Annotated in this window: 12 protein-coding genes; 10 read left to right on the top strand and 2 right to left on the bottom strand. The window is 62.5% G+C overall.

Annotation, left to right across the window (positions count from 1 at the left end):
- A partial coding sequence (locus tag JHD73_RS22685) for a helix-turn-helix domain-containing protein (RefSeq protein ID WP_306663126.1) occupies positions 1-184 on the top strand: 184 nt, incomplete at its 5' end.
- 111 nt (positions 185-295) lie between these two features.
- Here the strand turns inward: JHD73_RS22685 and JHD73_RS22680 are convergent.
- Positions 296-622: a hypothetical protein gene (locus tag JHD73_RS22680; protein ID WP_199032438.1), complete on the bottom strand. Its 327-nt coding sequence runs from the start codon at positions 620-622 to the stop codon at positions 296-298.
- A gap of 236 nt (positions 623-858) precedes the next feature.
- Positions 859-1,761 (bottom strand): HAD-IIB family hydrolase, encoded by a 903-nt coding sequence (locus JHD73_RS22675; protein ID WP_199032437.1) that lies wholly within the window; start codon positions 1,759-1,761, stop codon positions 859-861.
- A gap of 197 nt (positions 1,762-1,958) precedes the next feature.
- Here JHD73_RS22675 and ugpB point away from each other — a divergent pair, with 197 nt between their 5' ends.
- From ugpB to zapE, 9 genes are all read left to right on the top strand, one after another.
- Positions 1,959-3,275 carry a sn-glycerol-3-phosphate ABC transporter substrate-binding protein UgpB gene (gene ugpB, locus JHD73_RS22670; protein WP_199032439.1) on the top strand — a complete coding sequence of 439 codons (1,317 nt, stop codon included), beginning with the start codon at positions 1,959-1,961 and terminating at the stop codon, positions 3,273-3,275.
- Positions 3,276-3,350: 75 nt separating this feature from the next.
- Positions 3,351-4,232, top strand: a complete 882-nt coding sequence (gene ugpA, locus JHD73_RS22665; protein WP_199032436.1) for a sn-glycerol-3-phosphate ABC transporter permease UgpA — start codon at positions 3,351-3,353, stop codon at positions 4,230-4,232.
- Between the two features lie 18 nt (positions 4,233-4,250).
- Entirely contained in the window at positions 4,251-5,099 is an 849-nt protein-coding gene (gene ugpE, locus JHD73_RS22660; protein WP_199032435.1) for a sn-glycerol-3-phosphate ABC transporter permease UgpE, read from the top strand.
- A 29-nt stretch (positions 5,100-5,128) separates the two neighbouring features.
- Positions 5,129-6,226, top strand: a complete 1,098-nt coding sequence (locus JHD73_RS22655; protein WP_199032434.1) for a sn-glycerol-3-phosphate import ATP-binding protein UgpC — start codon at positions 5,129-5,131, stop codon at positions 6,224-6,226.
- Positions 6,223-6,981: a glycerophosphodiester phosphodiesterase gene (gene ugpQ / locus JHD73_RS22650; protein WP_199032433.1), complete on the top strand. Its 759-nt coding sequence runs from the start codon at positions 6,223-6,225 to the stop codon at positions 6,979-6,981. The genes JHD73_RS22655 and ugpQ overlap by 4 nt, the downstream gene beginning before the upstream one ends.
- Before the next feature lie 285 nt (positions 6,982-7,266).
- Positions 7,267-10,131, top strand: a complete 2,865-nt coding sequence (locus tag JHD73_RS22645) for a 2-oxoglutarate dehydrogenase E1 component (RefSeq protein WP_199032432.1) — start codon at positions 7,267-7,269, stop codon at positions 10,129-10,131.
- 149 nt (positions 10,132-10,280) lie between these two features.
- Positions 10,281-11,534 (top strand): 2-oxoglutarate dehydrogenase complex dihydrolipoyllysine-residue succinyltransferase, encoded by a 1,254-nt coding sequence (gene odhB, locus JHD73_RS22640; RefSeq protein WP_199032431.1) that lies wholly within the window; start codon positions 10,281-10,283, stop codon positions 11,532-11,534.
- Positions 11,535-11,601: 67 nt separating this feature from the next.
- Positions 11,602-13,038: a dihydrolipoyl dehydrogenase gene (gene lpdA / locus JHD73_RS22635; protein WP_199032430.1), complete on the top strand. Its 1,437-nt coding sequence runs from the start codon at positions 11,602-11,604 to the stop codon at positions 13,036-13,038.
- A gap of 91 nt (positions 13,039-13,129) precedes the next feature.
- Positions 13,130-13,416: AFG1/ZapE family ATPase (gene zapE, locus JHD73_RS22630; protein ID WP_199032429.1), on the top strand; the 287-nt coding region annotated here is incomplete at its 3' end.

The following is a 13,416-nucleotide window of genomic DNA, read 5'->3' as shown; positions in this document are numbered from 1 at the left end:
GGCCAAGGCCATGCTGGAAGCGGGTCAGCCAGACGTGATGGACGTACTCACGCGCCGTTTCGAAAAGGCGATCCTCGAAGCTGCGCTTGGGGTCACACGCGGGCGCCGCGTGGAAGCCGCAACGCGCCTGGGCATCGGTCGCAACACGATCACGCGCAAACTGCAGGAGCTGGGCTTCGACTGACGCAGTGTCAGTACAGCCGGCCCCACCGAATATCGTCGAGCTTGGCGATTGGGATTGGGCGGATTTCCGAGAGGGAGTCCGCCCTCTTTTTTTGTCCGGGCGGTGCTGCGCTTAGTGCAGGTGGTGCTTCAGGCGCGATAGCTCGTCGTGCGTGCGCATGACGGCGGCGTGCACGCTGTGGTCGATCTTGCCGGCGCTTTGGCATGCCATCTTGGCGCGGTCCGATGCGGCTTCCAGTTGGTCGACGGCCTGCACGAGTGCTTGGGTATCCTGGGTGTTCTCCAGCCGGGCGTGACATTGGCGTGCCTGTTCATCCAACTGCTCGACGGATTGCTTGAGCGCGTCGGGCACGCCGTGCTGTGACATGCACAGCTCTGACAGTTGGGCGATGGTGTGCTCAGCGTGCTCGAGTCGCTGTCGTATTTTCTGGGTTTGCATGAGAGGCTCCTATCGGATGGAAATCGGACGGAAAGGGAGCGCCGCATGTCACACAATCGCCGTGCGCACCACGATGAGGCGTGTGCGTGACACGAATCGGTGCGGCGCACTAACGTGGCGCAAGCAGCGTGCCGCGTGCGCGCACCGATACGTGAGGAGAGTAGGGGGAAACCTGAGAAATGGCTGATGAACGGCTGACCGCATCCCGCTGCCGCTTGAGCGGGGCGGCAATGTCGTCAGCCTTGCGGGGCGGGAAGCGCGGGCGCGCGTGCCCCAAGAATGCGCTCGGCCACTTCGGCAAAACCGCCACCGCCTTCGGCCACGGTCAGGTAGGCGGGCGGCATGGGCAGCGTGTCGATCACGTCCATCACATTGGCCACCCCCACCGAAAGCGGGAAGAACTCGAACATGGCCGCATCGTTGGCGGAGTCGCCCACGAACACCCAGCGCTCGCGCTCGTCATGCAGGTCGATGCCGAATGCGCGGCGGGCGAGTGCCACACTGGCGCTCAATTTGTCGTGCTTGCCAAACCAGCCGTTGACGTGGATGGAGCTGACCGTGGCATGCATGCCGTGCGTACGCATGATGTCGACGATGTGCTGCACCGCGTTTTGCGGCAACGGCGGGACTTGCTCGGCATGATCGACGGCGAGGTCGGCGGCGTGCCAGGCCTGGTCGGTCGCCAGCGCCGAGCCCGGTACCGCACGCATGACCTCCGCACCGATTTCGCGGATGCGTTCGAGATTGCGCGCGCGCGTCTGCGCATCGTCAACGAAATCGGTGGTCAGGTGTCCGCGTGAATCGATGCGCATGGCAAATGCGCCGTTCTCACCGATCACCGCATCGACTGGCCACAGCCGCGTAATGACCTCGCACCAGGCAATCGAGCGGCCAGTGACCGGCACAACCTTGATGCCCGCGCGGTGCAGCCGTTCCAGCGCCGAGTACGCCAGGGCGGGCAGCTTGCCGCGCGTGGTGAGCGTGCCATCCACGTCCGTGAACACGCCAGTGATATTGCGCAGCGCATCATCCGGCAGCTGGTGCAGGGCGAGCGGCACGCGTCGAACGGCAATCACGGGCGCGGATTCGGGCGAATCTGCTGAAGGCGGCGTAGTGGAGGAGGTCGGGGGGGCGAGCATGCTGCGTGTGCAAAAAAGGGTGGCTTCAATCCATTCTAACGGCCGTTGCAAGCCAAACCTTGGAGGGAATTCCCAATTTCTTTATGACAAAAAGACACGTAACATCCCGCTGTCACAAAAATGACCGACCGTGCCTATACAGTCGGCGCGCCGTGGGCGGAGCGAGGGAGCCCGCCGGGTCGAAACAAGGAGAAATGATGTCGATCAAGAAGATTGCGGGGGCAGCAGCAGTGCTGGCCGCGTGTACGTTTGCGCAAGGCGCATACGCAGTGACGGAAATCCAATGGTGGCACTCGATGGAAGGCGCCTTGAACGATAAGGTGAACGAGATCGCCACCAAGTTCAACGCTAGCCAGTCCGACTACAAGATCGTGCCGGTCTACAAGGGCCAGTACGACGAATCGCTGGCGGCAGGCATTGCTGCCTTCCGCGCCGGTAACGCACCGGCCATCCTGCAGGTGTTCGAAGTGGGCACCGCCACCATGATGAACGCCAAGGGCGCCATCGTGCCTGTGGCCAAGATCATGAAGGACGCCGGCGAGAGGTTCGATCCGAAGGCCTATGTGCCGGCCGTGGCGGGCTACTACACGTCGAACAAGGGCGAGATGCTCTCGTTCCCGTTCAACAGCTCGACGACGATCATGTATTACAACAAGGACGCCTTCAAGAAGGCTGGCCTTGACCCGAACAAGCCGCCCGCAACGTGGCAGGAAGTGGCTATCGATGCGGCCAAGCTGAAGGCCGCTGGTGTGCCGTGCGGCTACACCACCGACTGGCAGTCATGGGTGCATCTGGAAAGCTTCTCGGCCTGGCACAACGTGTCGTTTGCGACCGAGAACAACGGCTTCGGTGGTCCGAAGGCGCGCCTGAATTTCAACGGCCCGGTGCAGATCAAGCACATCGAGAACCTGCTCGACATGCAAAAGAAGGGCTACTTCACCTACGCCGGCCGCAAGGACGAGCCGAAGGCGAAGTTCATCGCGGGTGAGTGCGCCATGCACACGGGTTCGTCGGCGGCGCTGGCGAACATCCGCAAGAACGCCAAGTTCAACTTCAGTCCGGCACCGCTGCCGTATGAAGCCGGCGTAGCAGGCGCGCCGCAAAACACCATCATCGGCGGCGCTTCGCTGTGGGTGATGGGTGGTCACAAGGCTGAAGAGTACAAGGGTGTCGCCAAGTTCTTCACGTTCCTGTCGCGTCCGGACATCCAGGCCGACTGGCACCAGTCGACCGGCTATCTGCCTGTCACGATGGAAGCCTATGAGCTGACGAAGAAGTCGGGCTTCTACGACAAGAACCCGGGCGCCGACGTGGCCGTCAAACAGATGATCGTCAAGACGACCGACAAGTCGCGCGGCATCCGTCTGGGCAACTTCCCGCAGATCCGTCAGGTGATTGACGAAGAACTGGAATCGGTCTGGGCCGGCAAGAAGACGCCGAAGGAAGCGCTGGACGCGGCCGTTGCCCGTGGCAACGAACTGCTCGCCCGCTTCGAGAAGACCGTCAAGGAATAAGCGCAGCATTGCGCTAGTCTCAACCGCCGGCCTCGTGCATCTGCACCGGCCGGCGGTGCGTTTTTGGAACGTCGCATGGAAAAACGCGTTGTCTTTCGATCGCGCTGGCTGCCGTATGTGCTGGTCGCCCCGCAGATTGTCATTACCCTGGTGTTCTTTTTCTGGCCAGCAGGTCAAGCGCTGTATCAGTCGTTGCTGCGCCAGGATGCCTTTGGCATCAACCTCGAGTTTGTTGGGCTCGAGAATTTCCACGATCTCTTTGCCGATCCGACCTATCTCGGATCGTTCAAGACCACCGCGCTGTTCGCCATTGGCGTGACTTTCGTGGGCTTGGGCACGTCGCTGGCGCTGGCGTACTTTGCTGACCGAGCGCTGCGCGGCGCCACGTTTTACAAGACGCTGCTGATCTGGCCGTATGCCATTGCACCGGCCGTGGCAGGCGTTCTATGGAGCTTCCTGTTCAACCCGACGCTGGGCATCGTTTCATTCCTGATCCACAAGATGGGTGTGGAGTGGAACTACGTGCTCAACGGTGAGCAGGCGCTGTTTCTGGTCGTCGTCATCGCGGCGTGGAAGCAGATCAGCTACAACTTTCTGTTCTTCCTGGCGGGTTTGCAGAGCATTCCCAAATCGCTGATCGAAGCGGCGGCCATCGATGGCGCCGGGCCGTGGAAGCGTTTCTGGTCGATCATCTTTCCGCTGCTGTCGCCTACCACTTTCTTTCTGATGGTGGTGAACGTGGTGTACGCGTTCTTCGACACCTTCGCCATCATCGATTCGGTCACGCAGGGCGGGCCGTTCAAGGCGACCGAGACGCTGGTGTTCAAGGTGTACCAGGACGGCGTGCGCGGGCTCGACATTGGTGGTTCGGCAGCGCAGTCGGTCATCCTCATGGGCTTGGTGATCGTGCTGACGATCGTGCAGTTCCGCTACGTTGAACGCAAAGTCCAATACTAAAAAGGAGGGCATCGAACCATGATTGAACGCCGTCCATTCCTGGACTTCCTTACCCACGTCGTGCTGATTCTCGGCGTGCTGATCGTTGCGTTTCCGGTCTATGTGGTGTTCGTGGCGTCGTCATTGACGGCGCAGGATGTGCTGCAGGCGCCAATGACGCTGATCCCCGGTACGCATCTGATCGAGAACTACCGCGAGGTCCTGACGCACGGCATGGGCAACTCCGCCACGCCGGTCGGCACCATGTTGATGAACAGCCTGATCATGGCGCTGGGCATCTCTTTGGGCAAGATCGCGATCTCCATCATCTCGGCCTTTGCGATCGTCTATTTCAAATTCCCGCTGCGTAAGACGTTCTTCTGGCTGATCTTCGTCACGCTGATGCTGCCGGTGGAAGTGCGCATCCTGCCCACCTATAAGGTGGTGTCAGACCTCGGCATGCTGAACAGCTACGCCGGGATGACGATTCCGATCATCGCGTCGGCCACGGCCACGTTCCTGTTCCGGCAATTCTTCCTGACCATTCCGGATGAGTTGGCCGAGGCTGCGCGCATCGATGGCGCGGGCCCGCTCAAGTTCTTCTGGGACGTGGTGCTGCCGCTCTCGCGCACCAGCATCGCCGCGCTGTTCGTGATCCAGTTCATCTATGGCTGGAACCAGTACCTCTGGCCGTTGCTGATCACGACCGAGAAGAGCATGACCCCCATCGTGCTGGGCGTGACCCAGATGATCTCCCGCTCCGGCGATTCCGCCACCGACTGGAACCTGCTGATGGCCGTCGTGATGCTGGCCATGCTGCCGCCCGCGGCAATCGTGATCGGCATGCAGCGGTGGTTCGTGAAGGGCCTGGTGGAAACCGAGAAGTAAGCGAGAAGCAAAAGAATAGAAGACTCAAGATGGCAAAACTGTCACTACGCAACGTTCAGAAGCACTACGCCAACCTTCAGGTCGTGCACGGCATCGACATGGAAATCGGCGATGGGGAATTCATCGTCATCGTCGGGCCCTCGGGCTGCGGCAAATCCACGCTGCTGCGCATGGTGGCGGGCCTAGAGCCCATCACTGGCGGCGAGGTGTGGATTGGTGAGCGCGTCGTCAACGAACTGGAACCTGCCGAGCGCGATATCGCGATGGTGTTCCAGAACTACGCGCTGTATCCGCACATGAGCGTGTTCGACAACATGGCGTATGGCCTGAAGATTCGCGGTCTGCCCAAGACCGAGATCCAGGCGCGCGTGCAACAGGCTGCGGGCATTCTCGAACTCGGCAAGCTGCTCGACCGCAAGCCCCGCCAGCTCTCGGGCGGCCAGCGCCAGCGCGTGGCGATGGGGCGTGCGATCGTGCGCGAGCCTGCTGTGTTCCTGTTCGACGAGCCGCTCTCCAACCTCGACGCCAAGCTGCGCGTGCAGATGCGCCTGGAGTTGAAAGACCTGCATCGCCGCCTGCGCACCACCAGCCTGTATGTGACGCACGATCAGGTCGAAGCCATGACGCTGGCCGATCGCATGATGGTGCTCAACGGCGGCCGGGTTGAGCAGATCGGCACGCCGCTCGAGGTGTACTCGCGCCCGGCCAGCACGTTCGTTGCCGGCTTCATCGGCTCGCCGCCGATGAATCTCGTGCCCGTGTCGCGTCAATCGGGCGAGGGCGCGCAGATCCGGGTGGACGGCGCGAAGGAGGGGGATGTTGCTGCAACGCTCGGCCATCTGCCGATGGGCTTGCACCTGCCTGAACGTGCTCTGATGGGGTTGCGCCCCGAGCACATCGAGCCGTGTTCGGCTGACCAGGCCATCGCCTTCGTTAATGTTCGCGTGGTCGAAGCCCTGGGCGCGGATGCGTTTGCCTATGGCTCGCTGGCGGGTCATCCGATCGTGGTTCGCCTGGAGCCGCATGCCGGCGTCAAGGCTGGTGACCAGTTGCCCATCACCACCTCGGCCGAGCATCTGCACTGGTTCGATCCGCAAACCACCCGCCGTATCGAGGCCCTGGCATGAGCGACGCTCGGTCCCTGCCAGCCTGGCCGTATCCGCGCGCCATCGCGCACCGGGGCGCGGGCAAGCTGGCGCCGGAGAACACGCTGGCCGCATTTCGCCACGGCGCCTCGTTCGGCTATCGCATGTTCGAGTTCGACGTGAAGCTCTCTGGCGATGGCGTGGCCGTGCTGCTGCACGATGCCACGCTCAATCGCACCACGAACGGTCACGGCCGCCTCGACGCGCTCACGCTGAGCCAGATCGCGCAACTGGATGCCGGCAGCTGGCACAGCCCAGCCTACGCCGGCGAGCCTGTGCCGACGCTGGCCGCCATCGCACGCTACCTGCGCGCCAACCACTTTTTCGCCAACATCGAGATCAAGCCGGTGCCGGGCGCGGAGTGGCGCACGGGGGCAGCGGTAGCGCTGGATGCCCGCGCGCTGTGGGCCGATACCGAGGTGCCGCCGCTGCTGTCGTCGTTCTCGGAAGAGGCACTGGCTGCGGCGCGCGATGCGGCTCCGGAATTGCCGCGTGCATTGTTGCTCGACAAATTGCCCGGCGATTGGCTTGACCGCCTGCGCGCACTGGATTGCGTGGCGCTCGATGCCAACCATCGAGAACTCACGCCCGAAATCATTGCCGAGGCACATGCCGCCGGCTTCCGCGTGTGCTGCTATACCGTCAACGACGTTGACCGGGCCCAGCTGTTGTGGGGCGCAGGCCTGGATGGTTTGATCACCGATTGGGTCGACCAGATTTCGCCTACTGGAATGTGATGGAAGCGATTCTTTGACGTAGCAAAGCAACGCTCCATTGTCACGTCAAAGAATCAGAATATTGCTTATAAACGTGCTATGCTTCCCGCCCGTGAAGACTTAGGTCCTTCCCGCACAACTTGTCTGTAAAAGCTGTCTCGGTACCTCCTTCTTGCCATGCGCGATCCGGTCCGATCAGGTGATTTCAGGCGATTTAGTTTGCGATCCGCTAACCGGTCAAGCCGTGTCGCGGAAGGTTGATGAACCCGCTGAACTCCGGCAGACCCGGAGAAAAGTGAGCGCCCCATGACTGAGCTGTATAAGCAGTATCTGGACACTTCGTACCTGTCCGGCGGCAATGCCGCCTACGTTGAAGATCAGTACGAAGCGTACCTTCAAGATCCCACGTCCGTTAGCGAGGCACTGCGCGCGTACTTCGATGCGCTGCAGAACGTCCCCGCCGTCGACGGTTCCAACGCCCGGGATATCCCCCACGCCCCCATCGTCACCTCGTTCGCTGAGCGCGCCAAAGCTGGCCCGATCAGGACGATCGTCGCGTCTGCCGATTCCGATATGGGTCGCAAGCGCGTGGCTGCGACGCAGCTGGTGGCCGCGTACCGCAACGTGGGCTTGCGTTGGGCCGATCTTGACCCGCTCAAGCGTCAGGAGCGCCCGCCGGTGCCGGATCTGGACCCGGCTTTCTACGGTTTCACCGAAGCCGACCAGGACATCGTTTTCAACGCCAGCAACACGTATTTCGGCAAGGAATCGATGAGCCTGCGCGAGTTGGTCAACAACCTGCGCGAAACGTACTGCGGCTCGATCGGCGCCGAGTTCATGTACATCAGCGACCAGGCACAGAAGCGCTGGTGGCAAGAGCGTCTGGAGACCATCCGCTCCAAGCCGACCTTCTCGGCAGAAAAGAAGAAGCACATCCTGGAACGCCTGACAGCCGCTGAAGGCCTCGAGCGCTTCCTCCATACCAAGTACGTCGGTCAGAAGCGCTTCTCGCTGGAAGGCGGCGAAAGCTTCATCGCGGCCATGGACGAAATGATCCAGCGCGCCGGCGAGAAGGGCGTGCAGGAAATCGTGATCGGCATGGCCCACCGCGGCCGTCTGAACGTGCTGGTCAACACGCTGGGCAAGATGCCGGCGGACCTGTTTGCCGAATTCGAGGGCAAGCACGTGGACGACCTGCCGGCCGGCGACGTGAAGTACCACAAGGGCTTCTCGAGCGACGTTACCACCCCGGGCGGCCCGGTTCACCTGTCGCTGGCGTTCAACCCGTCGCACCTGGAAATCGTCAACCCGGTCGTGGAAGGCTCGGTCAAGGCGCGCCAAGAGCGTCGCGGCGACAAGCACGGCGCGCAAGTGCTGGCCGTGCAAGTGCACGGTGATGCAGCCTTCGCCGGCCAGGGCGTCGTGATGGAAACGCTGAACCTCGCGCAGACGCGTGGTTACGGCACGGGTGGCACGATCCACATCGTCATCAACAACCAGATCGGTTTCACGACGTCGGACCCGCGCGATTCGCGCTCGACGCTGTACTGTACCGACGTGGTCAAGATGATCGAAGCGCCGGTGCTGCACGTGAACGGCGACGATCCGGAAGCCGTTGTTCTGGCCATGCAACTGGCCGTGGACTTCCGCACTGAGTTCCAGAAGGACATCGCGGTCGACATCATCTGCTTCCGCAAGCTCGGCCACAACGAGCAAGACACGCCGGCGATGACGCAGCCGCTGATGTACAAGAAGATCGGCACGCACCCCGGCACGCGCAAGCTGTACGCAGACAAGCTGGTCACGCAGAACACGCTGAAGGCCGAAGAGCCGGATGGCCTGGTGCAGGAATTCCGTGCTGCCATGGACGCGGGCAAGCACACGGTTGATCCGGTGCTGTCGAACTTCAAGAACAAGTTCGCCGTGGATTGGCTGCCGTTCCTGAACCGCAAGTGGACGGATTCGGCCGATACGGCTGTGCCGATGGCTGAGCTCAAGCGTCTGGCCGAGCGCATCACCGCCATTCCCGATCACTTCAAGCTGCATCCGCTGGTTGAGAACGTCGTCAACAACCGCGCCAAGATGGGCAAGGGCGAGGTGTCGCTGGACTGGGGCATGGGTGAGCACCTGGCATTCGCCTCGCTGGTGGCGTCGGGTTACCCGGTGCGTATCACCGGCCAGGATGCCGGCCGCGGTACGTTCACGCACCGCCATGCCGTGCTGCACGACCAGAACCGCGAGCGTTGGGACGCCGGCAGCTACATCCCGCTGCAGAACGTGTCGGAAAGCCAGGCTCCGTTCACCGTGATCGACTCGGTGCTGTCGGAAGAAGCCGTGATGGGCTTTGAGTACGGTTACTCGTCGGCCGAGCCGAACACGCTGGTGATCTGGGAAGCCCAGTTCGGTGACTTTGCCAACGGTGCACAGGTCGTGATCGACCAGTTCATCTCGTCGGGCGAAGTGAAGTGGGGTCGCGCCTCGGGTCTGACGCTGATGCTGCCGCACGGCTACGAAGGCCAGGGTCCGGAGCACAGCTCGGCACGCCTTGAGCGTTACCTGCAGCTCTGCGCAGACCACAACATGCAAGTGGTGCAGCCGACCACGCCGGCGCAGATCTTCCATCTGCTGCGTCGCCAGATGATCCGCATGTTCCGCAAGCCGCTGATCATCCTGACGCCGAAGTCGCTGCTGCGCAGCAAGGATGCTGTGTCGCCGCTGACCGATCTGGCCAAGGGCCACTTCGAGACGGTGATTGCTGATACGGCAGAAGATCTGAACGACGCCAAGGTCAAGCGCGTCGTGGCCTGCTCGGGCAAGGTCTACTACGACCTGGTCAACGCACGCAAGGAACGCGGCCAGACCGACACTGCCATCATCCGTGTGGAGCAGCTCTATCCGTTCCCGCACAAGGCGTTTGCGGCCGAGCTGAAGAAGTACCCGAACCTCGCCGAAGTGGTGTGGTGCCAGGACGAGCCGCAGAACCAGGGTGCCTGGTTCTTCGTGCAGCACTACATCATGGAGAACATGGCTGAAGGCCAGAAGCTGGGTTACGCAGGCCGTCCGGCCTCGGCATCGCCGGCGGTTGGCTACTACGCCAAGCACAACGAGCAGCAGAAGGCGCTGATCGATGCGGCGTTCTCCAAGCTCAAGGGCTTCGTGCTGACCAAGTAAGCGAGAGCAGCTCCAGGGCGGTGGCAATGGCTACCGCCTTGGCGCATCTTCATCTCCCGAATCCAACGCAAACGAATTGAAGCGCTGGCCCGCCCCGCCAAACAGGGGTTGCAGGGGCAGCGCGCACATGAATCCAAGGAACCACAAAAATGGCTATTGTTGATGTCAAGGTCCCGCAGTTTTCCGAGTCCGTCGAAGAGGGCACGCTGATCTCCTGGAAGAAGAAGCCAGGTGAAGCCGTGGCCGTGGACGAAGTCCTGGTCGAAATCGAGACCGACAAGGTCGTGCTGGAAGTGCCGGCTCCGTCGGCTGGCGTGCTGGCTGAAGTGCTCGTGGCTGACGGCGCGACCGTTACGTCGGAACAGCTGCTGGCGAAGATCGACACCGAAGGCAAGGCTGGCGCTGCTGCCCCGGCCGCCGCTGCACCGGCTCCTGCTGCTGCCGCTCCGGCACCGGTTGCCGCCGCTCCGGCTGCTGCCGCCACCGGTGGCGTGGCGATGCCGTCGGCTGCCAAGCTGATGGCCGAGAACAACTTGTCGGCTGGCCAAGTGGCCGGCACGGGCCGCGATGGCCGCATCACCAAGGGGGACGTGCTGGGTGCCGTGGCTGGTGGCGCCAAGCCCGCGACTGCCGCTGCTCCGCAAGCCGCACGTCCGGCGCTGCAGCAAGTGGCTGCGCCGGTGGACTTCGCCGCCCTGGGCGACCGTCCGGAAGAGCGCGTGCCGATGAGCCGCCTGCGTGCCCGTATCGCCGAGCGCCTGGTGCAGTCGCAATCGACCAACGCCATCCTCACCACCTTCAACGAAGTCAACATGAAGCCGGTGATGGACTTGCGCGCCAAGTTCAAGGACCAGTTCGAGAAGACCCACGGTGTGAAGCTGGGCTTCATGTCGTTCTTCGTGAAGGCGGCTGTCCACGCGCTGAAGAAGTACCCGGTCATCAACGCCTCGGTTGACGGCAACGACATCGTCTACCACGGCTACTTCGACATCGGTATCGCTGTCGGCTCGCCGCGTGGCCTGGTGGTGCCCATCCTGCGCAACGCCGACCAGATGAGCCTGGCCGACATCGAGAAGAAGATTGCTGAGTTCGGCCAGAAGGCCAAGGACGGCAAGCTGACGCTGGACGACCTGACCGGCGGCACGTTCTCGATCTCGAACGGCGGTACGTTCGGCTCGATGCTGTCGACCCCGATCATCAACCCGCCGCAATCGGCCATCCTGGGCGTACACGCCACCAAGGATCGCGCCGTGGTGGAAAACGGCCAAGTCGTGGTTCGCCCGATGAACTACCTGGCGATGTCCTACGACCACCGCATCATCGACGGCCGCGAAGCCGTGCTGGGTCTGGTGGCGATGAAGGAAGCGCTGGAAGATCCCGCACGCCTGCTGCTGGACCTGTAATCGACTGCGTTGATGACACGAGACGCCGCCTACGCTGTGCGGCGGCGTCCGAATCGAGGATTTCTCCATGAGCAAAGAATTTGACGTGCTGGTGATCGGCGCCGGCCCTGGTGGCTACATCGCCGCCATCCGTGCCGGCCAGCTGGGCCTGAACGTGGCGTGCTGCGAAGACAACGCCTACGACGATCCGAAGGGCGAACCGCGTCTTGGCGGCACCTGCCTGAACGTCGGTTGCATTCCCTCGAAGGCACTGCTGGCCTCGTCGGAAGAGTTTGAGAACGTGAACCACCACCTGGCCGACCACGGCATCACGGTGGAAGGTGCGAAGGTCGACGTTGCCAAGATGCTCAAGCGCAAGGACGACATCGTCGGCAAGATGACCAAGGGCATCGAGTTCCTGTTCCGCAAGAACAAGGTGACGCTGCTCAAGGGCCGCGGCAAGTTCGTCGGCAAGACCGACGCCGGCTATCAAGTCGAGATCAACGGCAAGGCCGGCGCAGAGGTTGTGACCGCCAAGCACGTGATCATCGCCACAGGCTCGAAGGCGCGCCATCTGCCGAACGTGCCGGTCGACAACGTGACCATTGCCGACAACGAAGGCGCACTGAAGTTTGGTGAAGTGCCGAAGAAGCTGGGCGTGATCGGCGCTGGCGTGATCGGCCTGGAGCTGGGCTCGGTGTGGCGCCGCCTGGGTTCGGAAGTGACGATTCTTGAAGCGCTGCCGAGCTTCCTCGGTGCGGCGGACGAATCCGTTGCGAAGGAAGCCAACAAGCTGCTGACCAAGCAGGGTCTGAAGATCAACGTCGGCGTGAAGGTTGGCGAGATCGAATCGTCGGCCAAGGGCGTGAAGGTCAACTACACCGACGCCGCTGGTGCAGCGCAAGTGCTGGAGTGCGACAAGCTGATCGTCTCGATCGGCCGCGTGCCGAACACCGACGGTCTGGGCCTGGAAGCCATCGGTCTGGCGACGGACCAACGTGGCTTCATCGAGGTGGATGACCACTGCGCAACCAAACTGCCGAACCTGTGGGCGATCGGCGACGTGGTGCGTGGCCCGATGCTGGCGCACAAGGCAGAAGACGAAGGCGTGGCCGTGGCCGAGCGCATCGTCGGCCAGAAGCCGCACATCGACTACAACTGCATTCCGTGGGTGATCTACACCTTCCCGGAAATCGCATGGGTCGGCAAGACGGAACAGCAGCTCAAGGCCGAAGGCCGCGAGATCAAGGCTGGCCAGTTCCCGTTCCTGGCCAACGGCCGTGCGCTGGGCATGGGCACGCCGGAAGGCTTCGTCAAGGTCATCGCCGATGCAAAAACCGACGAGATCCTCGGCGTGCACATCGTGGCTGCCAACGCTTCGGACCTGGTTGCCGAAGCCGTGGTCGCGATGGAGTTCAAGGCTGCGGCTGAAGACATCGGCCGCATCTGCCACCCGCACCCGTCGATGTCGGAAGTGATGCGCGAAGCTGCGCTGGCCGTCGACAAGCGTCAGCTCAACATGTAATCGCTGGCCGCAAGGCAAGCACGATGCCCGGTCATCCAAAAGATGCCGGGCATCGGTCCATTTGGGCCGTCAAACAGCCGGCCTCACGCAGATGAACGTCCAGGAAACCTACCTACAGGAACTGAAGGCGCGCGGCTATCGGCCCGACGAGGCGCAGCAGCGGGCAGTCGATCGCCTGCAGCAATGCTACGACGAATGGGTGGCCTACAAGGCCCGCCGCTCGAGCACCTTGCGCAAGATGCTCGTGCGTCCTGACCTGCCACGCGGCGTGTACATGTGGGGCGGGGTGGGGCGCGGCAAGTCGTTCCTGATGGATGCCTTCTATAGCTGTGTGCCGCTGGTGCGTAAGACGCGTCTGCACTTTCACGAGTTCATGCG

The organism is Ralstonia sp. ASV6, assembly GCF_016429285.1.
Lineage (GTDB): Bacteria > Pseudomonadota > Gammaproteobacteria > Burkholderiales > Burkholderiaceae > Ralstonia > Ralstonia flaminis.
This window is presented reverse-complemented; position numbering and strand designations above follow the sequence as displayed.